At 71.8% G+C, this 19,585-nt stretch carries 21 protein-coding genes, 2 tRNA genes and 1 pseudogene; 13 read left to right on the forward strand and 11 right to left on the reverse strand.

Annotated features, from left to right (window positions below; genetic code table 11):
- Window positions 1-461: 461 nt before the first annotated feature.
- Window positions 462-1,055 carry an HhH-GPD-type base excision DNA repair protein gene (locus ACIP2X_RS20095; RefSeq protein ID WP_401674752.1) on the reverse strand — a complete coding sequence of 198 codons (594 nt, stop codon included), beginning with the start codon at window positions 1,053-1,055 and terminating at the stop codon, window positions 462-464.
- Between the two features lie 150 nt (window positions 1,056-1,205).
- On the opposite strand from ACIP2X_RS20095, the gene ACIP2X_RS20100 reads away from it, so the two are divergent.
- The 5 genes from ACIP2X_RS20100 (at window position 1,206) to ACIP2X_RS20120 (ending at window position 4,839) form a co-directional block, all read left to right on the forward strand.
- Window positions 1,206-1,382, forward strand: a complete 177-nt coding sequence (locus ACIP2X_RS20100) for a hypothetical protein (protein ID WP_401674755.1) — start codon at window positions 1,206-1,208, stop codon at window positions 1,380-1,382.
- Window positions 1,382-1,675 carry a Dabb family protein gene (locus tag ACIP2X_RS20105; RefSeq protein ID WP_401674758.1) on the forward strand — a complete coding sequence of 98 codons (294 nt, stop codon included), beginning with the start codon at window positions 1,382-1,384 and terminating at the stop codon, window positions 1,673-1,675. Before ACIP2X_RS20100 ends, ACIP2X_RS20105 begins: the two co-directional genes overlap by 1 nt.
- 145 nt (window positions 1,676-1,820) lie before the next feature.
- A complete protein-coding gene (locus ACIP2X_RS20110) occupies window positions 1,821-2,711 on the forward strand; it encodes an RNA polymerase sigma factor SigF (protein ID WP_401674761.1) in 891 nt (296 codons plus the stop codon).
- A 337-nt stretch (window positions 2,712-3,048) separates the two neighbouring features.
- A complete protein-coding gene (locus tag ACIP2X_RS20115; protein ID WP_401674764.1) occupies window positions 3,049-3,984 on the forward strand; it encodes an RNA polymerase sigma factor SigF in 936 nt (311 codons plus the stop codon).
- A gap of 39 nt (window positions 3,985-4,023) precedes the next feature.
- Window positions 4,024-4,839 (forward strand): hypothetical protein, encoded by an 816-nt coding sequence (locus ACIP2X_RS20120; protein ID WP_401674767.1) that lies wholly within the window; start codon window positions 4,024-4,026, stop codon window positions 4,837-4,839.
- Window positions 4,840-4,847: 8 nt separating this feature from the next.
- Here ACIP2X_RS20120 and ACIP2X_RS20125 read toward each other — a convergent pair whose 3' ends face one another.
- Window positions 4,848-5,042, reverse strand: a complete 195-nt coding sequence (locus ACIP2X_RS20125; RefSeq protein ID WP_401674770.1) for a hypothetical protein — start codon at window positions 5,040-5,042, stop codon at window positions 4,848-4,850.
- Between the two features lie 182 nt (window positions 5,043-5,224).
- Here ACIP2X_RS20125 and ACIP2X_RS20130 point away from each other — a divergent pair, with 182 nt between their 5' ends.
- From ACIP2X_RS20130 to ACIP2X_RS20140, 3 genes are all read left to right on the forward strand, one after another.
- On the forward strand, window positions 5,225-5,674 hold the full coding sequence (locus ACIP2X_RS20130) for a MarR family winged helix-turn-helix transcriptional regulator (protein ID WP_401674773.1): 450 nt from the start codon (window positions 5,225-5,227) through the stop codon (window positions 5,672-5,674).
- A 15-nt stretch (window positions 5,675-5,689) separates the two neighbouring features.
- Window positions 5,690-8,197, forward strand: coding sequence for an MFS transporter (locus tag ACIP2X_RS20135; RefSeq protein WP_401674776.1), 2,508 nt, complete (start codon window positions 5,690-5,692; stop codon window positions 8,195-8,197).
- 75 nt (window positions 8,198-8,272) lie between these two features.
- Window positions 8,273-9,094, forward strand: coding sequence for a YceI family protein (locus tag ACIP2X_RS20140; protein WP_401674778.1), 822 nt, complete (start codon window positions 8,273-8,275; stop codon window positions 9,092-9,094).
- A gap of 12 nt (window positions 9,095-9,106) precedes the next feature.
- Here ACIP2X_RS20140 and ACIP2X_RS20145 read toward each other — a convergent pair whose 3' ends face one another.
- Window positions 9,107-9,871 carry a GAF and ANTAR domain-containing protein gene (locus tag ACIP2X_RS20145; protein WP_401675807.1) on the reverse strand — a complete coding sequence of 255 codons (765 nt, stop codon included), beginning with the start codon at window positions 9,869-9,871 and terminating at the stop codon, window positions 9,107-9,109.
- Window positions 9,872-10,086: 215 nt separating this feature from the next.
- Here ACIP2X_RS20145 and ACIP2X_RS20150 point away from each other — a divergent pair, with 215 nt between their 5' ends.
- Window positions 10,087-10,440 carry an STAS domain-containing protein gene (locus ACIP2X_RS20150; protein WP_401674781.1) on the forward strand — a complete coding sequence of 118 codons (354 nt, stop codon included), beginning with the start codon at window positions 10,087-10,089 and terminating at the stop codon, window positions 10,438-10,440.
- Between the two features lie 56 nt (window positions 10,441-10,496).
- Window positions 10,497-10,967 carry a PPOX class F420-dependent oxidoreductase gene (locus ACIP2X_RS20155; protein WP_401674784.1) on the forward strand — a complete coding sequence of 157 codons (471 nt, stop codon included), beginning with the start codon at window positions 10,497-10,499 and terminating at the stop codon, window positions 10,965-10,967.
- A 21-nt stretch (window positions 10,968-10,988) separates the two neighbouring features.
- Here the strand turns inward: ACIP2X_RS20155 and ACIP2X_RS20160 are convergent, their stop codons facing one another.
- The 5 genes and pseudogenes from ACIP2X_RS20160 to ACIP2X_RS20180 all read right to left on the reverse strand — a co-directional run bounded on the left by ACIP2X_RS20160 (window position 10,989) and on the right by ACIP2X_RS20180 (window position 16,785).
- The gene (locus ACIP2X_RS20160) at window positions 10,989-11,750 is read right to left on the reverse strand and encodes a TetR/AcrR family transcriptional regulator (RefSeq protein WP_401674787.1); all 762 of its coding nucleotides are present in this window, start codon (window positions 11,748-11,750) and stop codon (window positions 10,989-10,991) included.
- Window positions 11,751-11,898: 148 nt separating this feature from the next.
- Window positions 11,899-13,407 (reverse strand): MFS transporter, encoded by a 1,509-nt coding sequence (locus ACIP2X_RS20165; RefSeq protein WP_401674790.1) that lies wholly within the window; start codon window positions 13,405-13,407, stop codon window positions 11,899-11,901.
- Window positions 13,408-13,666: 259 nt separating this feature from the next.
- Window positions 13,667-15,044 (reverse strand): annotated as a pseudogene (locus ACIP2X_RS20170) (ATP-binding protein); the annotation flags it as partial.
- Complete coding sequence (locus ACIP2X_RS20175) at window positions 15,041-15,781, reverse strand: response regulator transcription factor (protein ID WP_401674793.1); 741 nt, start codon at window positions 15,779-15,781, stop codon at window positions 15,041-15,043. The gene ACIP2X_RS20175 and the pseudogene ACIP2X_RS20170, both read right to left, overlap by 4 nt.
- 101 nt (window positions 15,782-15,882) lie before the next feature.
- The gene (locus ACIP2X_RS20180) at window positions 15,883-16,785 is read right to left on the reverse strand and encodes a DUF2797 domain-containing protein (protein WP_401674795.1); all 903 of its coding nucleotides are present in this window, start codon (window positions 16,783-16,785) and stop codon (window positions 15,883-15,885) included.
- 109 nt (window positions 16,786-16,894) lie between these two features.
- On the opposite strand from ACIP2X_RS20180, the gene ACIP2X_RS20185 reads away from it, so the two are divergent.
- Window positions 16,895-17,251, forward strand: a complete 357-nt coding sequence (locus ACIP2X_RS20185; protein WP_401674798.1) for a DoxX family protein — start codon at window positions 16,895-16,897, stop codon at window positions 17,249-17,251.
- A 14-nt stretch (window positions 17,252-17,265) separates the two neighbouring features.
- Here ACIP2X_RS20185 and ACIP2X_RS20190 read toward each other — a convergent pair whose 3' ends face one another.
- Window positions 17,266-17,598, reverse strand: coding sequence for a hypothetical protein (locus ACIP2X_RS20190; protein ID WP_401674801.1), 333 nt, complete (start codon window positions 17,596-17,598; stop codon window positions 17,266-17,268).
- A gap of 135 nt (window positions 17,599-17,733) precedes the next feature.
- Between ACIP2X_RS20190 and ACIP2X_RS20195 the strand changes: the two genes are divergently transcribed.
- Complete coding sequence (locus ACIP2X_RS20195; RefSeq protein WP_401674803.1) at window positions 17,734-18,303, forward strand: hypothetical protein; 570 nt, start codon at window positions 17,734-17,736, stop codon at window positions 18,301-18,303.
- Window positions 18,304-18,380: 77 nt separating this feature from the next.
- On the opposite strand, the gene ACIP2X_RS20200 is transcribed toward ACIP2X_RS20195, so the two are convergent.
- Window positions 18,381-18,453 (reverse strand) — tRNA-Arg (locus tag ACIP2X_RS20200).
- Between the two features lie 193 nt (window positions 18,454-18,646).
- A tRNA-Ser gene (locus ACIP2X_RS20205) sits at window positions 18,647-18,737 on the reverse strand.
- 168 nt (window positions 18,738-18,905) lie between these two features.
- Between ACIP2X_RS20205 and ACIP2X_RS20210 the strand changes: the two genes are divergently transcribed.
- Window positions 18,906-19,412 (forward strand): SSI family serine proteinase inhibitor, encoded by a 507-nt coding sequence (locus ACIP2X_RS20210; protein ID WP_401674806.1) that lies wholly within the window; start codon window positions 18,906-18,908, stop codon window positions 19,410-19,412.
- The last annotated feature ends 173 nt before the right edge of the window (window positions 19,413-19,585 follow it).

Raw genomic sequence — 19,585 nt, forward strand, 5'->3', positions numbered from 1 at the left:
GCCGGCGCACTCGCCCGTCCCGGCCGGCAGGCCAACCTGCCCGACCTGCGGCCCGCCTGTCCCAGCCCCCGGGCCTGTTTGTTCCAAGCGGCGGTCCTGCTCTCACCCGAGGTCCGGCCCGCTCGATACGGCCCTGCGCGCCTGCCTCTTCCGGCGTGCAGGGATGCCGCTTACGACCGCGGATCGGCCACCTCGAACCGGCGCACTCGCCCGTCCCGGCCGGCAGGCCAACCTGCCCGACCTGCGGCCCGCCTGTCCCAGCCCCCGGGCCTGTTTGTTCCAAGCGGCGGTCCAAGCTCTCACCCGAGGTCCGGCCCGCTCGATACGGCCCTGCGCGCCTGCCTCTTCCGGCGGGCGGGGCTGCCGCTTGCGACTGCGGGGCGGCCCGCTCGGGCCTGCCTGTGCCGGCCGGCAGGCCGACCTTGCTCGATCGGCAGGCCCGGCTGTTGCGGTCCGTGGGTCTACTTCTTCGCGGACTTCGCCGCCTTTGCCGCTGCCTTGATCTCCTGTTTGTGTGCCCGCACCTTGGCGAGTGACTCGGGTCCCGTGATGTCGGCGACGGACCGGAAGGCCTGCGGGGGGCCGTAGTCGCCCGCGGCCTCCCGCCAGCCGCGCGGCGTCACGCCGAGCTGCTTGCCGAGCAGCGCGAGGAAGATCTGCGCCTTCTGCTTGCCGAAGCCGGGCAGCTCCTGAAGCCGCCTCAGCAGTTCCGGCCCGTCGTCGACGCCCTCCCAGATGCCGCTCGGGTCACCGTCGTACGTCTCGACCAGGAATTGGCACAGCTGCTGGATCCGCTGTGCCATGGACCCCGGGTAGCGGTGCACGGCCGGCTTCTCGGAGAGCAGCGCCGAGAACGCCTCGGGGTCGTACGCGGCGATCTCCCGCGCGTCCAGGTCGTCCGCGCCCATCCGGCCGGCGATGGTCGCCGGTCCCTTGAACGCCCACTCCATCGGGATCTGCTGGTCCAGCAGCATCCCGATCAGCGCGGCGAGCGGGGAGCGGCCGAGCAGCTCGTCGGCCTCGGGGTCCTGTGCGAGGTGCAGTGTGACGTCCATGCACCGATGATCCCGCGCGGGCCGCCGCGCCGCCTCCTCGTGCACGGTCGCCGTTCAGCGCGCCGTTGGTCCTCAAATACGACGTGAAGCTATGCTCGCCGCCGGCAAACAGGCGTTCCAAACGGGCACAGCAGCGCAGGGGAGGCCGCGGTGGCGGTGAATTCGAAGAAGATCGCCGTCTATGTTGTCGTGGTCTTCGCGCTCTACGTGATCATCACCGATCCCGCCAAGGCCGCGGACTACGTCCAGATAGGCTTCGAGGGCATATCGGACGCCGCGCAGGCCATCGGCGACTTCATGACCTGGATCGCCAACGGAGGAGAGTGATGATCCGCCACCTGGTCCTCTTCAAGCTCGACGAGGGCGTCGAGCGCGACGACCCGCGCGTGGTCGCGGGCGTGGAGGCCTTCCGCGCCCTCGACGGCAGCATCGACGAGCTCCGCTCCTGGGAGCTCGGCTGGAACTTCAGCGACCGCCCCATCGCGTACGACTTCGCGATCAACTCCTCGTTCGACGACCGGGCCGCCCTGGGCCGGTACCTGGAACATCCGGACCATCAGGCGGGCGTCGCGCTGTGGCGGGAGTTCGCCACCTGGGTGATCGCGGACTACGAGTTCTAGACCCACGGCCACGAGCCCCCCACCGTGACGGCGGGGGGCTCACTTGCGTCTTATGCCCCAACTTGCCGTCAACACGGCATTATGCGGTGCTTGCACACAGTGCACATGTCTTGTGATGCTATGACCGCTTTTGACGGATGAGTTGATGGATCATGAGGTGGAGTTGACCGTGCCGGCCAGTACTGCGCCTCAAGCCCCGCCCCAGGAGACACCCGCCCCAGAAGCAGCCGCACCGGAAACGCCCGCCCCCGAACCCGCGCCCCAGCGCAGCAGCCGGGGCGCCGACACCCGGGCGCTCACCCAGGTGCTCTTCGGTCAGCTCAAGAACCTGGAGCCGGGCACACAGGAACACACCCGGGTACGGGGGGCGCTCATCGAGGCCAACCTCCCGCTGGTGCGCTACGCGGCAGCCCGCTTCCGCTCCCGCAACGAGCCGATGGAGGACGTCGTCCAGGTCGGCACCATCGGCCTCATCAACGCCATCGACCGCTTCGACCCGGACCGCGGCGTGCAGTTCCCGACCTTCGCGATGCCCACCGTCGTGGGCGAGATCAAGCGGTACTTCCGGGACAACGTCCGCACGGTGCACGTACCACGCCGGCTGCACGAGCTGTGGGTGCAGGTGAACAGCGCCACCGAGGACCTGACCACCGCGTTCGGACGCTCCCCGACCACCGCCGAGATCGCCGAGCGGCTGCGCATCACCGAGGACGAGGTGCTGTCCTGCATCGAGGCCGGGCGCTCGTACCACGCGACCTCGCTGGAGGCGGCCCAGGAGGGCGACGGACTGCCCGGACTGCTCGACCGGCTCGGCTACGAGGACCCGGCCCTGGACGGCGTGGAGCACCGCGACCTCGTACGGCACCTGCTGGTCCAGCTCCCCGAGCGCGAGCAGCGGATCCTGCTGCTGCGTTACTACAGCAATCTGACGCAGTCCCAGATCAGCGCGGAACTCGGCGTCTCCCAGATGCACGTCTCCCGGCTACTGGCACGTAGCTTCCAGCGCCTGCGCTCGGCGAACCGCATCGACGCCTAACTCCTGCGCCCCCTCGGGCGCAAGAGCGAACGGGATCACCGCGCAGCCGCGAATCGAACCGGCGCACAACCGAAAGCGGGCTCGACGCGTCACCGTGGAGAGCGAATCGCTCACCAGGCACTTTGGCGGTCCTTCCGTCCCGAATATCCGTCAGACCCCCTTCTGCCAGGGCGTATTCGCATCTCGCATGTCGACATGTCACTACAGCGCGTTGCCGACATGTGACATTCTGCGGGAAGCGCGTTTGCCGGTGCCCCGGCTCCGGTATTCAGGTGAAGGCTGCGCTCCGCAACGAGGAGCGTTCGCCGCGACCGTCCCGCGACCCAAAGGGGGTGGCATGTCCGCAGACCAGGGCAGCTCGAAGGTGCTGACGCTCACCAAGAGCGAGACAGCGCCCGAGGCGCTCGACGCGCACGACGCGCTCGACCCCATCGATGACGTCTCGGCCCTGGCGGCCGCACCGGCCCCGGCCCTCACGGCCGCGGACGTCCCGGCCCCGCAGGCTTCCGCGGACCTCGACACCCGCACCCTGTCCCGCTCGCTGTTCCTGCGGCTCGCCGCGCTCGGCGAGGACAGCCCGGAGCGCGCGTACGTCCGGGACACCCTGATCGAGCTCAACCTCCCCCTCGTGCGCTACGCGGCAGCCCGTTTCCGCTCGCGCAACGAGCCGATGGAGGACATCGTCCAGGTCGGCACCATCGGCCTGATCAAGGCCATCGACCGGTTCGACTGCGAACGCGGCGTGGAGTTCCCGACGTTCGCGATGCCGACCGTCGTCGGCGAGATCAAGCGGTTCTTCCGCGACACGTCCTGGTCGGTGCGGGTGCCGCGCCGGCTCCAGGAGCTGCGCCTTGCCCTGACGAAGGCCAGCGACGAGCTGTCCCAGAAGCTGGACCGCTCCCCGACGGTCACCGAACTCGCCACGGTGCTCGGCGTCTCCGAGGAGGACGTCGTCGACGGCCTCGCGGTCGGCAACGCCTACACGGCCTCCTCGCTGGACTCCCCGGCCCCCGAGGACGACGGCGGCGAGGGCTCGCTGGCCGACCGCCTCGGCTACGAGGACACCGCGCTGGAGGGTGTGGAGTACCGCGAGTCGCTGAAGCCGCTGCTGGCCAAACTCCCGCCCCGGGAGCGGCGGATCATCATGCTGCGCTTCTTCGCCAACATGACCCAGTCGCAGATCGGCGAGGAGGTCGGCATCTCCCAGATGCACGTCTCCCGGCTGCTCACCCGCACGCTGGCACAGCTGCGCGAGGGCCTCATCTCCGACTGACCGCTTCCTTCCTGACGCATCGTCAGCCACACTGGCGCGATGCGTGGGGCATGGAGCGCGTGGAGCACACGGTCGCCTCGCCGCCGTGGCGCCCTGCTGGGTGCCGCGGCGGCCCTCGTGTGCACGGGCGGCCTGCTGGCCACCTGCGGCGGCGGGGACGAGGGCGAAGGGTACGTCGCGGTCGGCCCGGCGGGCGGCCCGCCGCGGGCGCCCGGCACATCGGGCGCGCCGCCGGACGGGGTCACCCTGGTGCCGCTCGACGGGACCGGGACACCGGCCGGGACGGCACAGGGGCGCGACTCGCCCGGGAGCCACGAGGATCCGGCCGCCGGAGCACCCGCGGCCCCGGATCGGCGGCCGGGCGGCACCTCACCGTCCCCCGAGGCCTCCACCCCGGCGGACGACAGCCGCACGGCACCCTCCACGGACGCGGGCACCGACACAAGCACAGGCACCGGCACCGGCGGCACGACGACCGAGCCACCCGCGCCGACACCCACACGCCCGGGCAGCCCCTCACCGGCGCCCGGCCCGCCACCACCCCCCGGACCCGCCGAGGTGAGCATGGGCACGCCCGTGCGCGCGCCCGCGGACCAGCGGTGGTGCCAGCGGGTGACCGTCGCCTTCCACAACACCGGCGAGACAGCGGTGCGTTCGGGCACGGTCACCTTCGGCACGCACGTCGTCGGCGCGCTCGGGATCGACTGGGCGACGATCGAGTCGGCCGAAGCACTCCCGGCGCCGATCGCGGCCGGCGCGCGGAAGGAAAGGACCTGGACGGTGTGCGTGGACGCCTGGCGGGTGCCGCTCGGCATGCACGTGGAGACGCGGGACGTCTCCGTCCGGTGGGAGTGAGGGAGCGGTTACTTCAGCGCGAGCCAGGCGACCGCGGCGACGATGACGACGGCCGCCACGATACCGACGATCAGACCGATGCGCGGGCCGGCCGGCGCGGCCGCCTGCTGCCGGCCCTGCGGAGCCTCGTCGACGAAGGCGCGGAACATCTGGGTGTTGCCTGCGGGGTCGTGGTTGCCCTGGGGACCCGGGTTGTTAGCCATGCCCCGAGACCCTAGCGAAAAGGCCTGACGGGCCCAAGTGGGGGTCGCACCGGGCCCGACCTGCACGTTTACGGTCGCAATACTTGCCTTTGCCAAGTTTTTATGGCGCTGCACCCGATTTAATTTGCCTGCGGCAACCAACCTTTCTATGGTTGCTCTAAGCAACTGAACTGGGAGAGGTCATGGCAGAGCGGGCGCAGTACGAGGAACTGGCGCGTCAGTTCAGCGCCTTCGCGGCCGTCAAACGGGAGATGGGGCGGATCCTGCCGTCCGAGTGCCCGAGCGGCTCCGCCGCCGTCCTCACCCTGCTCGGCCGGTACGGCGACATGCGGATGAGCAGGCTCGCCGAGCTGCTCAGCGTGGACATGTCGGTCACCAGCCGCCATGTCGCGCACGTGGCCGGGCGGGGCTGGATCGAACGTAAGCCGGACCCGGCGGACAAGCGCTCCCGCATCCTCAGCCTGACCCCCAGCGGCCTGGATCAGCTCGACGAGCTGTCCCGGCGCACCACACACCTGCTCGCCCAGCGGCTGAGCGACTGGAACGACGACGAGGTCGGCCGGCTGATCGAACTGATGGCCAGGCTCCGGGCGAGCTTCGACGACTGCACCCGTACACCCGCAAACACGTAGGAGAAAAGGAAGCCCATGGCAACATCCACACCAGCCGGTGTGCGGGCCCACGCCAAGCACGGAGGCGGCGGCCACGGCTCGCACGCCTCGGGTGCCCCGATGACGCACCGGCAGATCATGGAGGCGCTGACCGGGCTGCTGCTCGGCATGTTCGTGGCGATCCTCTCCTCGACGATCGTCTCCAACGCCCTGCCCGACATCATCCAGGACCTCGGCGGCGGCCAGAGCGCCTACACCTGGGTGGTCACCGCGTCGCTGCTCGCGATGACCGCGTCCACCCCGCTGTGGGGCAAGCTCTCGGACCTCTTCTCCAAGAAGCTGCTGATCCAGCTGGCCCTCGTGATCTTCATGCTGGGCTCGGCGGCGGCCGGTCTGTCGCAGAACCCGGCGATGCTGATCACCTTCCGCGCGGTGCAGGGCATCGGCATGGGCGGTCTTTCCTCGCTGGCGCAGATCATCCTCGCCGCGATGATCTCTCCGCGGGAGCGCGGACGTTACAACGGGTACCTCGGCGCCACCTTCGCGACCGCCATGGTCGGCGGACCGCTCATCGGCGGCGTCATCACCGACACCGACTGGCTCGGCTGGCGCTGGTGCTTCTACGTCGGCGTCCCCTTCGCCGTCATAGCCCTGATAGTCCTCCAGCGCACCCTGCACCTTCCGGTCGTCAAGCGGCGGGTCAAGGTCGACTGGGCGGGCGCCTTCTTCATCACCGCCGCCGTCTGCCTGCTGCTGGTCTGGGTGACCTTCGCCGGCGACAAGTACGACTGGGTGTCCTGGCAGACGTACGCGATGGTCGGTGGCACGGTCGCGCTGCTCCTGATCTTCCTGCTGATCGAGACGAAGGCCTCCGAGCCGATCGTGCCGCTGCGGCTGTTCCGCAACCGCACCATCACGCTGGCCTCGCTCGCCTCGCTGTTCGTCGGCATCGCGATGTTCGCCGGCACCATCTTCTTCAGCCAGTACTTCCAGCTCGCCCGGGACGAGTCGCCGACCATGTCGGGCGTCCTGACCATCCCGCTGATCGCCGGACTGTTCGTCTCCTCCACCGTCTCCGGGCAGGTCATCACCCGCACCGGGCGCTGGAAGGCGTGGCTGCTGGCCGGCGGTGTGCTGGTGACCGGCGGACTCGGCCTGCTCGGCACGATCCACTACGACACCGAGTACTGGCACGTGGCGGTCTACATGGCGCTGCTCGGCCTCGGCGTCGGCATGATGATGCAGAACCTGGTGCTCGCCACGCAGAACCAGGTGGCCCCGAGCGACCTGGGCGCCGCGAGCTCCGTGGTGAACTTCTTCCGCTCCCTCGGCGGCGCCGTCGGCGTCTCCGCGCTGGGCGCGGTGCTCACCCACCGCATCACGGACTACGTCAAGGAGGGCGCGTCCGCGCTCGACCCGAAGTCGGCCGCCGCGCTCGCCGGTTCGAACTCCAGCGGCAGCATCCCGGACCTGGACGCGCTGCCCGGACCGCTGCGCACCCTCTTCGAGAGCGCCTACGGCGACGGCATCGCGGACGTCTTCCTGTACGCCGCGCCGGTCGCGCTGCTCGCGCTGGTGTGCTCGCTGTTCATCAAGGAGGTCCCGCTGAAGACCAAGGGCGCGCTGGCGCAGGCCGCCGACGACGCGATCCCGGCCCAGGCCGCCGCTCCCGCCGCCGAGCCGCTGCCGCGCAGGCCGGTCCTGGCGGACACGGAGGCCGGTCCCGACGGCACCCAGCGGCTCGCGGCCGCCGTCGCCGTGGCCACCGATCCGCCGGTCCCCGGCGGCATCCCGGTCCGCGGTCATGTCCGCGGCGCCGACAACGTGCCGGTCCCGCAGGCCGCCGTCACGCTGATCTCGCTCTCCGGCCGTCAGCTCGGCCGGTCGGTCGCGCAGGCCGACGGGGCGTACGCGGTGGACGCGCCGGGCACGGGTTCCTACGTCCTGATCGCCTCCGCCGACGGCTTCCAGCCGCAGGCCTCCACCGTGGTCGTGGGCGGCGAGCCGGTGTCGTACGACATCCTGCTCAGCGGCACCAGCGGGCTGACCGGTGTGGTGCGGGCGGCCGGGAGCGTGCTGCCCGTGAAGGACGCGATGGTGATCGTCACCGATGTCCGGGGCGACCTGCTGGCCAGCCAGACCACCGGAGAGCAGGGCGAGTTCGGCTTCGCCGAGCTGGTGCCCGGCCCCGTGACGGTGGCCGTCAACGCCGCCGGGTTCCGGCCGCGCGCGCTGCCCGTCGAGGTGGGCGGCACCGGCGTCACCCGGGTCGAGGTCGACCTGGACGCGGGGGCCCAGGTGCAGGGCGTCGTACGGGCGCCGCACGGGCCGCTGGCCGACGCGCGCGTGACGCTGGTGGACGCGGCCGGCAACGTCGTCGGCAGCGCCACGACCGGGACGGACGGGGCGTACGCCTTCACCGACCTGAACGCCGGCGACTACACGGTGATCGCGACCGGCTACCCGCCGGTGGCCACCGCGCTGTCCGTCGGCGGCACCGGCACCGACGGACACGACATCGAACTCGCCCACCCCGGCGAGTAGTTCCAAGAGGATCGGATCCGGCCCGTGGCGGGTGCCCCGTCACGGGCCGGTTCCAGTACAGGGAGTCACGAAGAAATGGGACTGACCGCGAGGATCCGTACGCGGGACGGATGGGCCGTGTCGCACGCGATCGTCACCGTGACGGACGCGAGGGGCACGCAGGTACTGCGGGCCGAGGCGGACGCCGAGGGCGCGGTGCGGGACGCCACGCCGCTGGAGCCGGGGGCGTACACGGTCGTCGTCACGGCGGTCGGGTACGTGCCCACGGCCGCCGGCGCGATCGTCACGGCGAGCGGGCGGGCCGAGGTCGGCGCGGTCACGCTGTCCCGGCAGGGCGGGGCGGAGCTGCCGCCACCGGGGCCGTGGACCATCGACCCGGCGCACTCCGGCGTGGCGGCGGTCGCACAGCACCTGGGCATCTCCAGCGTGCGGGGCCGGTTCACGGATTTCGCCGGCACGATCGAGATCGCCCCGGACGACATCGCCAAGTCCCGGGTCACGGCGGTCATCCGGGCCGCGACCATCGACACCGGCAACGGCATGCGCGACCAGCACCTGCGCTCCCCCGACTTCCTGGACGTCGAGCGGTACCCGGAGATCGCCTACCGGTCGACGGGTCTCACGGCGGCCGGGGCCGACCGGTGGACGGTGCACGGCGAACTCTCCCTGCACGGCGTCGTCCGCCCCGTCGACCTCGACCTCGCCTACCTCGGCACCGGCGCCGACACCTGGGGCGGCACCCGGGCCGCGTTCCGGGCGACGACCGAACTGCGGCGCGAGGACTTCGCCATGCACTACAACCAGGTCGTGCAGGCGGGCATCGCCGCCATCGGGACGACGCTCAAGGTGGAGCTGGACGTGCAGGCGGTGCGGGGGGAGTCGCTGCCGGCGGCGTGAGCCGGCCCCGGCTCACGCCGGGGGGTGCGCGTCCACGAGCCGGCGGGCGAGGTCGCGCAGCTTGATGTTCTCCCGCTGGGAGGCGCGCACGAGGCTCTCGAAGGCCTCCCCCGCGTCCATGTTCATCCGTTCCATCAGGATCCCCGTGGCCTGCCCGATCAGGTCGCGGGTGCGCATGGCCTCGGTGAGCTGCTCGCGCACGGTCGCGGAGTCCAGGGCGATGCTGACGTGCGCGGTGAACAGGCGGCCGATCCGGGTCGCCGTGTCGTCGAAGACGTGCGGCCCCCGGGCGTAGGCCGTCAGCACCGTCAGGCTCCGCTTGTCGGCCCGCAGCCGCAGCGCCAGCGCCGAGCGCAGCCCGAGGCCGGCCGGGCCTTCGCCGCCCTCCTCGGCCTCGCTGTCGGTGAGCCGTACCACGGGGGCGTTCCACAGCCTGGTCCAGTACGGGGGCCGGGCGCCGTCGCCGCCGAACGCCTCGACGGCGCGGACCAGCTCGTCGCTCCAGGCCACCGTGCGGCGGTCGCCGTCCCGTTCGATCACCGAGATCGCGGCGTACTCGGCGCCCGGCAGCAGCCGCACGGCGAGCTGCACGGCGGTGTTCAGGGTGGTGTCCGGAGTGAGGGTCCCGTGCAGTTGCTGCGCCGCCACCGTCAGCGCTTCGGCCAGCTCGAAACCAGCTGGAAAACGGTGCAAACCAGAAAACTCGGACGCAGTCACCACGAACCTCTTCAGCGAGCGCGGCCACAAGGCCGTGCGCAGGAGAGCTCCGCAGCACATTCCCGACTGCGAGCACAGGACGGACAGCACTTTATCTGCTCCGTTGCACTGAGGTGACGCCCGGCTGACGGTCTTTCCGGACACCTTTGAACCAGGCGGCAGCCGTGGTGGAATGGGCCGACGGGTCAGGAAGCGGCCTCTTCGGAATCGGAATTCGGAATTCGGAACCGGACGATCGTCTGCCGTCTGCCTATGCCGTCTGCCAGGTGAGTGCCGTGACCCCCTTCCCGACCCCGTGCCGGGTGCGCGACCTGCCGGGCTGCACCCTGCTCACCCTGCCCACCGAGATCGACCTCGGCAACGCCGCGGCCCTGTACGCCGCGACGGCCGCCGTCGCCGACGCCCGCGCCGGCGAGCTGCGGCTGCTGGTGCTGGACTTCACCGGCACCGAGTTCATGGACTCCCAGGGCGCCCGCCTCGTCGCGGACGTCCGCCATCATCTGCCCCCGCACGTCCGGCTCCGCGTGGTGGCACCCCCCGACCGCGTGCCGAGCCGGGTCCTGGAGGTGACCGGCGTCCGCCGGGACGTCCCGGTCCACCCCGACCTCTCGGAGGCACTCGACGCGTGACCCTGCCCCCGCCAGGGACACCCTCACCCGGCCCCGCCACCCCTAGGCTGCCGTCCATGGCACCGAACATCGCGACCAACACCCGCGTCTCGCTCGACGAGCTCCTGGAGTTCGTACGTCCCCGCCACCGCGCCCTGCTGCTCACCCGCCGCGCCGACGGCTCCCCGCAGGCGTCGCCGCTGACCTGCGGGGTCGACGACTCGGGCCGGATCGTCGTGTCCACCTACCCGGAGCGCGCCAAGACCCTCAACGCCAAGCGGGACCCGCGCGTCGCCCTCGTCGTCCTCAGCGACGACTGGAACGGGCCCTGGGTCCAGATCGACGGCACCGCCGAGGTGATCGACACCCCGGACTCCGTGGAACCGCTCGTGGAGTACTACCGCAACATCGCCGGCGAGCACCCGGACTGGGCGGAGTACCGGCAGGCCATGGTGAAGCAGGGCAAGTCGATCATCAGGGTGACTCCGGAGCGGTGGGGCCCGGTGGCCACGGGCGGCTTCCCGGCGCGGCTGGTCGAGGGGGACTAGAGCCTGTCCGACAGGCCCTGGTCAGCCGCGTTCGACCATGGCGTCGATGCCGGCCAGCAGGAGGTCCAGGGCGAAGGCGAAGTCCCGGTCCATCATCTCCGCGACCGTGTCACCGCCGCGGGCCGCCATGAGGCTCCTGGACTCCTCGATGACCTCGGCGGTCCGCGGCACCTCGCTCACCGAGCTCATGGCCTCCTGGAAGTAGACGTCCGGGGCCATGCCGGTCTCGGCGGCTCGGGCGAAGAAGTGGCCCTCGATCGTGCCGTAGCCGTAGACGAACTGGAAGACCGCCGAGATGGCGCCCGTCACGCCGTGCGCCGGAAGCCCGGTCCTGCGGATCACCCGCTGGACGACACGGGAGAAGGCGAGGTGGTTCGGCCCGATGTTGAGGTACGTCCCCGCGAGCGGCGACAGCCAGGGGTGGCGCACCAGCAGCGCCCGGTACTCGGTGGCGAGCGCGCGCAGTTGGTCGCGCCAGTCCTCGGCGGCGTCCGGGTCCGGCAGCCGCAGCTCGCCGAAGGCGGTGTCCAGGGCGAGTTCGAGGAGGTCGTCCTTGGTGTCGACGTACCAGTAGACGGACATCGCCGTGACGTTCAACTCGGTGGCCAGGCGCCGCATCGAGAACTTGGCGAGGCCCTCGGCGTCCAGCAGCCGCACGGTCGCCTCGGTGATCCGCCGGCGGTCGAGGCCCGAGGGCTGGCCGCTCCGGCCGCCACTGCGGCGCGTCCTCTCCTCCAGCCAGACGCTGGTCCGCGCCGCCCGCCCCGCCGCTGCCTTCGCCATGGCGCACCTTCCTCGACAGTGGGTCCCTGATCACAAGGCTAGGCCGCGACGCCCGATATGGGGCGGGCGCGGGGGACCGTGGCGAATCACTCCCTGCGGCCGGTGCCCGCGGGACGCCTGGCGACCCCGGGCTCCCGCGCTCAGGCGCTCAGGCGTCCGCCCGATCCGCCGGATCCGGCCGCTCCGCCCGCTTCAGCAACGCGGCCGCCAGCAAGCCGCCCAGCAGCACGGCCGCGGAACCGACCAGCAGGCTGGTCCGCAGCCCGGACGAGAACGCCTCGGTGATCTCCTGCCGCTCGGCGGACGACCCCGCCGAGGCCAGCGCGGCCGGCAACGACGTCGCGGCCACCGGGATCAGCGCCGCGAACCGGGAGTTGAGCACGGCGCCGAGCACGGCGACGCCCAGCCCGTTGCCGAACTCCGCGAGCGTGCCGTTGATTCCGGCGCCCATCCCCGCCTTGGCGGGCGGAATGGCGCTCATGATGGCGTGCGCCATCGCGGGGTTGGCGACGGCACAGCCCACGCCGATCAGCACCAGCCCGAGGAGCGTCCCGGCGTAGCCCTCGGAGGCCGGCGTCGCGATCGACACCAGCCCGGCCGACATCATCACCATGCCGAGCCCGATGGAGACCGGCGTGCCGAGCCGCACCGTCCACTTCGCCGACAGCCCCGAGAAGTTGAGCAGCACCACCACGAGGGCGAGCGGCGCCGTGCGCAGGCCGGCCTCCAGCGGCTCGTACCCGAGCACGTACTGGAGGTGCTGCGTGAGCAGGAAGAGCGCGCCGCCCATGCCGAAGGTGATCAGCACCGCACCGGCCACCGCACCCGTGAACCGCTGGTCACGGAAGAAGTGCAGATCCAGCATCGGGTGGGCGATCCTGCTCTCCCACCAGGCGAAGAGCGCGAGCGCGACCACCGCGACGCCGCCGCCGGCCAGCACCCGGCCCGACGTCCAGCCGTGCTCGGGACCGGAGATGATCGCGAACACCAGCGAGGACATGCCGATCGTGGAGAGCAGGGCACCGAGCAGATCGGGCCGGTCGCCCTGCGGGTTCTTCGACTCGGGCACCAGCGCCACCACCGCGACCAGGCCGATCGCCACCACCGGCAGGTTGATCAGGAAGATCGCGCCCCACCAGAAGTGGTCCAGCATGAAGCCGCCGATCAACGGGCCGGTCGCGAAGCCCAGCGCGTTGACGGCGCTCCAGATGCCGATCGCCCTCGGGTGCTCCTCGGGCGCGAAGATCTGCATCGCCACGGCGAGGGTGGTGGTCAGCAGCAGCGCGCCGCCGACGCCCATCCCGGCGCGCGCGGCGATCAGCTGCCCGGTGGTGTCGGCGACCCCGGCCACCAGGGAGCCGACGCCGAACAGGGCGAGGCCGGTGATCAGCATCTTCTTGCGGCCGTAGCGGTCGGCCGCGCTGCCCGCGCTGAGCAGCAGACCCGACTGCACGAGCGAGTAGGCGTTGATCATCCACTGGATGTCCGAGGTGGCCGCGTCCAGCTCCTGCGTCAGGGAGGGGATCGCCACGTTCAGCACGGTGTTGTCCAGCAGCACGGTGAGCTGCGCGAGGCAGATCACCCCGAGGATCAGCCAGCGCTGCGGGTGACCGGCCGGCGTCCCTTCGGGGGCCTTGACGGGGGAGGTCGTCGTCATGCCATACAGCGTATAGCAGCTCCCATACGGCGTACAAGAAAGCTCCTGGTACGGGGTACGGGCGTCAGCTCGTCGGCTGCGTCAGGTCGTGGAACACGGTCGAACCGACCGTCACCTCCTTGAAGTTCTTCTCGACCCAGGCGGTGATCTGGGACGACGTGCCGCCGGACGCGCCGCCCATGCCGCCGCCCGAGATGAAGTAGTGGATCCTGCCGTCCGCCACGTACTGCTGGAACTGCGACAGCGTGGGCGACGGGTCGGTCACGGCACCGCCGTGCGCGGCGGCGACGGCCCGCACGATGGCGAGCCCGAGGCCCGTCGAGCCCGTCGCCCGCGAGCGCGCCGAGTCGCCGCGCGCGAACCGTTCGAAGACATGCGGGAGCAGCGCGTCCGGGATGCCCGGCCCGTCGTCGTGGACGTCCACGCACAGCCACGGCCCGTCCCCGCGGACCCGTGCGGTGCGCGCGTTGGCGAGCAGATTGACGAGCACCTGCTGCAGCCGGGCGGAGTCCGCGTGGACCGGCGCGGGTTCGTCGGGCAGGTCGAGCCGCCAGATGTGGTCCGGCCCCGCGACCCGGGCGTCGCTGACGGTGTCCACGACGAGCGGTACGAGGTCGGTCCGCGCGAAGCTCAAGGGCCGCCCGGCGTCGAGGCGGGCGAGCAGCAGCAGGTCCTGTGCCGGGTGTCGGGCCCGGTCGGCTCGTGCCCCCGCCGGGTCAGTTCGGCGTAGCCGCGAATGGAGGCGAGGGGAGTGCGCAGCTCGTGGCCGGCGTCCGCGACGAACTGCCGCACCCGCGTCTCGCTCCGCTGCCGCGCGTGCAACGCGCCGTGCACATGGTCGAGCATGCGGTTGAGCGCGGCGCCGACCTGGCCGACCTCGGTCCGCGGGTCGGTCTCGGACTCGGGGACGCGCTCGCTGAGGTCGACCTCGCCGCAGTGCAGGGGGAGTTCGGAGACCCGGGTGGCGGTCGCGGCGACCCTGCGCAGGGGACGCGCGGCGAGGCGACGATGACCGCGCCGGCGAGCGAGGCGGCGATCAGACCGGCCGCGGTGACGCTGATCTCGACCAGGACCAGGGTGCGGACGGTGCTGGTGACATCGGCGGTGGAGAGGGCCACGTAGTAGCCGGTGCCGTCGCCGCCGGTGCGGTACTCGACCCGGCACGGGCCCAGGCCGGGGATGTCCACCGTGTGCCTGCGGCCGTCCTGGGGGACGGAGTTGAGCGCCTCGATCTGCGCCGCGCTCGGCGTGCCGGCGCTCATCCGGTACGCGTCCGTGCGGGTGCCGACCCTGGCGTCGGTGATCGTGCCGTCGTGCACCTCGGCCGCGATCGTGCCGCCGGGCTGCGGGCCGCGCGTGACGAACTCGGCGAGGTCGGTCTTCGAGGGCTCCCCGCTCCCCGGGAGCCCGTCGCCGTCCGGCCCGCCGCCGGGAGGCCGGCCCAGAGCCCGTGCCATGGCGTCGCCGAGCCGGCCGTCGAGCTGGTCGTACAGATGCGAGCGCAGCGCGAGCGTCGTGACGGTGCCGATCACCGCGCACACCACGGCGATCAGCACCACCGAGGCCACGACGAGCCGCGTCCGCAACGTGCGCGGCCGGACCGTCGGCCACGGGCGCGGCCGGCGGCGCCGGATCACGACACGGCAGGCTTGATCAGGTAACCCGCCCCGCGCCGGGTGTGGATCATCGGCTCCCGGCCGGCGTCGATCTTCCGCCGCAGATACGAGATGTACAGCTCGACGACGTTGGCCTGCCCGCCGAAGTCGTAGGACCAGACGCGGTCGAGGATCTGCGCCTTGCTGAGCACGCGCCGCGGATTGCGCATCAGGAAGCGCAGCAGCTCGAACTCGGTGGCCGTGAGATGGATGCCCACCCCGGCCCGTGTCACCTCGTGGCTGTCCTCGTCGAGCGTGAGGTCGCCGAGGACGAGCACCGAGTCCGGGTGCCGGTCGGCGGCACCGGACCGCCGGATCAGCCCGCGCAGCCGCGCGACGACCTCCTCCAGGGAGAACGGCTTGGTGACGTAGTCGTCGCCGCCCGCGGTGAGCCCGGCGATGCGGTCCTCGACGGCGTCCTTGGCGGTCAGGAACAGCACGGGCACGTCCGGCAGCTCCCGGCGCAGCCTGCCCAGCGCGGCCAGCCCGTCCATGTCCGGCAGCATCATGTCGAGCACGACCGCGTCGGGCCGGAACTCGCGCGCGGCCCGTACGGCCCCCTGACCGTCCCCCGCGCTGCGTATCCGCCAGCCCTCGTAGCGCAGGGCCATGGACAGCAGCTCGGTGATCGACATCTCGTCGTCCACCACCAGCACCCGGACGGGGCTCCCGTCCGGCCTCAGCAGTTCGGTGCGCCCCTGGGGCGAGATCGTGGTCATGCTCGTCACCCTGGCGGGCGCCTCTGAGAGCGCCCTTGCGGCAACCTGTGATTTGCCTGAGAAAGGCGCGGGCGGCGTGGGCCAGACGCGGGCGGCGTCGGTCAGAACAGACCGTCCTGTGCGGCGTCCGCCCGGGGGAACTCGCGGACGGGGAAGGTGAGGACGGACGCGCCTCGGCCCGCGGGAGCCGGAGCCCCGGCCGGCGACGCGATCAACTCCCACCCGCTCATCAGCCGCGTGTCCAGCACGACCACGCGCCCGCCGGTGTCGAGATGCAGATCGGGTCCGGCGGCGGCCACCAGCTCGCCGCCGGCCACCCCGCCGGCGACCAGCTCACTCACCTCGCCGACCGCGCCCGGCGCCGCGTCCAGCCCGAACGCCCGCACATGATCGACGGCGCGGAACGGCCTGCGCTCCAGCGACTCGGGCCACGCGGCAAGAGCGGTGGCCCGCGCGTGCAGCTCCGCGATCTCGGCGGCCCGCTCCGCCGCGGTCCCGGGCAGGGCGGCGCGCACGGCCCGCTTGGCGGCGTACGGAATCCGGTCGGGCACCCGCGAGGCGGCCCGCAGCATCTCCTCGGCCCGCCGGGCGGCCATCAAGGGCCCGGCACCCAGCCAGCTGAAGCAGACGGCTCCCTGTTCCAGCAGCCGGGCCTCGCCGCGCTCCACGGCGGTGATCCCGACCTTGACCATCCCGGGTCCGAACCACGCCAGATACACGTGGTATGTCCGCGGATCGTCGGGCACGGCATCGGCGGCCACCGAATGGGCCCGGTCCAGCCGCCCGCACTCCTCGCACCGCGCCCCCGTACTCCGCCCCGTCACGACGGCACCCAGGGGACACGCGTGACCCCTCGCCCCCACGCACCTGCGGACACCCCCCTCCACGACGCCGAAGGCGATCTTCTTCCCCCGGTCGAGCACGCTTCGCCGGCCCCCGCTCCAGACGAGCACGGGCGCACCGTCGGTCCACCGCAGCCCCGAGCACTTCCACACGTCAGCCATCGACGTCCGAGCGTAGGCGCAGCCACTGACAACGGCCGGTCACCTCTGCCCCGCCCGGACCGTCACACCGGTGACCGACCGACGACCACCGACCGAGCGGGAGCACGCCATGTCCACCCCCCACCTCGTCCTCACCCTGCTCACCACCGCGGCCACCGCGAGCGCGGCCGTCGCCGATCTGACCGGCCACCCCTACCCGAGGGCCCAGGCGGACCGCCTCGGCGTCCCCCACTCCTTGATCCGCCCTCTGGGCATCCTGCTGGCGGCGGCCTCGCTCGGCCTCCTGGCCGGTCTCGCCGTCCCCGCGCTCGGCACGTGCGCCGCGGCGGGCCTCGTCCTCTACTTCCTGGCAGCCCTCGGCGCCCACCTGCGCGTCGGCGACACCCAACTGGGCGCGTGGTCGGCGTACTTCATCCTGTCCCTGGCGACCCTGGCACTGAACGTGGCCCGTCTGGCCGGTCGATGAGGACACCGGCCCCGTCAGCAGGACCGCTGACCCGTGCGATACCCGACGTTGAAGCCGTCCTTGTATCCGCTGCGGTAGTCCCTGCTCTGCTCGGGGAATTGGCTGAGCGCCCGGCGGTTGTCGTACGCGTCGCACTTGCGCTCACCCTGGCGGAACCCCTGCTTGAACCCGTCGCTGAAGCCCCGGCGGTAGTCCCTGCTCTGCTCGGGCACCAGCGTCGCCGCACCGACATGGGTCCCGCTGGGCGTGGCCGCGGCGGCCTGCTGGAAGGTCACCGGCATCAGACCGAGACTCAGGGCGATCACCGCCGAACTCAGGACGGCGGCTCCTCTTCGTGAAGCGGGCATGCCTGCCCCCTCTCACACGCACTTCTTCCGGATATAACAACTCTAATCACCCGAATAGCCACCGCAACTCGCGCACGCGCACGACACGTTGATATCCGGTTTCCCGTCAGGGGCGCCGCTGCCACACTCGGTCGCGTGCCTCGCCCCGAACTCTCCGAACTGGACCACCTGCGGGAGATCGAGCGGCTCGCCAGGGCGGTGGCGGCCGCGGCGCTCGACGCGGGCCACCTCTCCTACGCACCCGACCCGGACGACGCCACCCCGCTGCAGCGCGCGGTGAACGCGCTCGCCCGGGAGATACGGCACCACCACTTCCCCGGCGACGGCTGCCTGCCCGAGGAGGACCGGCCCACGGTACGGCTGGCCGGCGTGGTCCTGCTCCGTCCGGCCCCCTCACCCCCGGCCACGGAGGAGACCTACGAGACGGCCTGCGCCCGCCTCGGGGTCGAGGCCCGCGCCGAGGGCTGGGCGCAGTGGAACACCTGGGGCAGCGGCGGAGCGAGGATCACCATGGTGGTCTCGTCGGTCGACACGACCCTCGGGCTGCTGGCGAACTGGGCGCGCGGCAGGGACGTCTACCCGGTGCGTCCGCTGCCGTCCCAGGTGGCGCTGGTCCGGCAGGGCTGGGCCGGCCCCATGACGCTCTCCCCATGGGGCGCCGCCCGCCTCGACCTCACGGACCAGTGGCCGACACCAGCGGAATGACCGCCGGCTCCCCGTCCCCGCGACGACACAAAGACCCGAGGCCCTGTGGATCGCTCCACAGGGCCTCGGGTTCACTGTGCACTCGGCAGGATTCGAACCTGCAACCTTCTGATCCGTAGTCAGATGCTCTATCCGTTAAGCTACGAGTGCTTGTTCGTTGTTCTGTTGTCTCCGCCGCTCCCGGCCCTTTCGGCCCGCTCGCGGCGACAGGAAGAACATTACATGACTGCCGCCGCCATGTGAAATCCATTAGCCGCACCCCTTGTGACCTGCGAAAACGCCATCAGGAGCGCTGAAACGACCGAAGCCCCGGTCCGGGGAGGACCAGGGCTTCGGTGATGCGCGGAGGCGGAGGGATTTGAACCCTCGATGGGCTTTAAGGCCCAAACCGCATTAGCAGTGCGGCGCCATAGACCGGACTAGGCGACGCCTCCAGCACAGCCGCTCTCGCGTGCGCGAGCGGTGTGTGCAGATGATGACACAGTCGAGCGTGCTGTCACCAATCGCCCCCCACGGTACTAGGCGGCCGGGTCGCAGGGCAAAGGGCTTCGCCGCCGGTGGGGCGCGCGCAACATCCGCGGCCGTGGGGCGTTAGTCAGGTCATGTTGCAGGTCATGAGCTTCACGCTGCCCCGGCTCGCCCTCGCCGCCGGTGCCTCCCTCGCCGCGCTCTCCTCCCTCTCCGCCCCCGCGGCCGCCGCCCCGCCCTCCCCCTTCCTGGGCGAGCACCGCGAGCACCCCGGGCACCGCGACCACCCCAGGCCCCACGCCGGCCGCGAGTCCGATCACCTCACCGTCACCGTGAGCGATGTGGGCGGTGGTGCCGACGGGACCTTCGAGGTGCGGTGCCACCCGAGTGGCGGGAGTCACCCGGACCCCGACGGCGCCTGTCAGGCACTGGAGAGGGAGACCCGCTGGGGACAGGACGTCTTCGCGCCGGTTCCCCGGGACACGATGTGCACCATGCAGTACGGCGGGTCCGCCACCGCCCGCGTCACCGGGACGTGGGCGGGACGCCCCGTCGATGCCACGTTCGACCGCAGCAACGGTTGCGAGATCTCCCGCTGGGACCGGCTCGTCCCGCTGCTCCCCGCGACGGGGCGCGCATAGATCCACCCATAAGCCTCGACCCCGCCGACCCGGGCCGCGCCCCCGCCCTCCCTCCACCCCCACACGTAAAGATCCGGCGCAGGGGGCGCAAACGGCGCGTGGCGGTGGTGTGCCGGGAGCCGGTACGCACTCCCGTTCGGTGTCACTTCGTCGTGCGACCTCTCTCTCATCCC

Source organism: Streptomyces sp. NPDC089424 (assembly GCF_044749345.1).
In the GTDB taxonomy this organism is placed as follows: domain Bacteria; phylum Actinomycetota; class Actinomycetes; order Streptomycetales; family Streptomycetaceae; genus Streptomyces.

Excerpts from the sequence above, each read along its gene's own strand:
- ACIP2X_RS20190 (WP_401674801.1), bottom strand. The coding sequence starts at position 17,598 with ATGCCCGCTTCACGAAGAGGAGCCGCCGTCCTGAGTTCGGCGGTGATC.
- ACIP2X_RS20175 (WP_401674793.1), bottom strand. The coding sequence starts at position 15,781 with ATGACCACGATCTCGCCCCAGGGGCGCACCGAACTGCTGAGGCCGGAC.
- ACIP2X_RS20095 (WP_401674752.1), bottom strand. The coding sequence starts at position 1,055 with ATGGACGTCACACTGCACCTCGCACAGGACCCCGAGGCCGACGAGCTG.
- ACIP2X_RS20210 (WP_401674806.1), top strand. The coding sequence starts at position 18,906 with ATGTTGCAGGTCATGAGCTTCACGCTGCCCCGGCTCGCCCTCGCCGCC.
- ACIP2X_RS20185 (WP_401674798.1), top strand. The coding sequence starts at position 16,895 with ATGTCCACCCCCCACCTCGTCCTCACCCTGCTCACCACCGCGGCCACC.
- ACIP2X_RS20155 (WP_401674784.1), top strand. The coding sequence starts at position 10,497 with ATGGCACCGAACATCGCGACCAACACCCGCGTCTCGCTCGACGAGCTC.
- ACIP2X_RS20125 (WP_401674770.1), bottom strand. The coding sequence starts at position 5,042 with ATGGCTAACAACCCGGGTCCCCAGGGCAACCACGACCCCGCAGGCAAC.
- ACIP2X_RS20165 (WP_401674790.1), bottom strand. The coding sequence starts at position 13,407 with ATGACGACGACCTCCCCCGTCAAGGCCCCCGAAGGGACGCCGGCCGGT.
- ACIP2X_RS20145 (WP_401675807.1), bottom strand. The coding sequence starts at position 9,871 with ATGTGCTGCGGAGCTCTCCTGCGCACGGCCTTGTGGCCGCGCTCGCTG.
- ACIP2X_RS20140 (WP_401674778.1), top strand. The coding sequence starts at position 8,273 with ATGGGACTGACCGCGAGGATCCGTACGCGGGACGGATGGGCCGTGTCG.
- ACIP2X_RS20135 (WP_401674776.1), top strand. The coding sequence starts at position 5,690 with ATGGCAACATCCACACCAGCCGGTGTGCGGGCCCACGCCAAGCACGGA.
- ACIP2X_RS20130 (WP_401674773.1), top strand. The coding sequence starts at position 5,225 with ATGGCAGAGCGGGCGCAGTACGAGGAACTGGCGCGTCAGTTCAGCGCC.
- ACIP2X_RS20115 (WP_401674764.1), top strand. The coding sequence starts at position 3,049 with ATGTCCGCAGACCAGGGCAGCTCGAAGGTGCTGACGCTCACCAAGAGC.
- ACIP2X_RS20160 (WP_401674787.1), bottom strand. The coding sequence starts at position 11,750 with ATGGCGAAGGCAGCGGCGGGGCGGGCGGCGCGGACCAGCGTCTGGCTG.
- ACIP2X_RS20110 (WP_401674761.1), top strand. The coding sequence starts at position 1,821 with ATGGATCATGAGGTGGAGTTGACCGTGCCGGCCAGTACTGCGCCTCAA.
- ACIP2X_RS20105 (WP_401674758.1), top strand. The coding sequence starts at position 1,382 with ATGATCCGCCACCTGGTCCTCTTCAAGCTCGACGAGGGCGTCGAGCGC.
- ACIP2X_RS20120 (WP_401674767.1), top strand. The coding sequence starts at position 4,024 with ATGCGTGGGGCATGGAGCGCGTGGAGCACACGGTCGCCTCGCCGCCGT.
- ACIP2X_RS20180 (WP_401674795.1), bottom strand. The coding sequence starts at position 16,785 with ATGGCTGACGTGTGGAAGTGCTCGGGGCTGCGGTGGACCGACGGTGCG.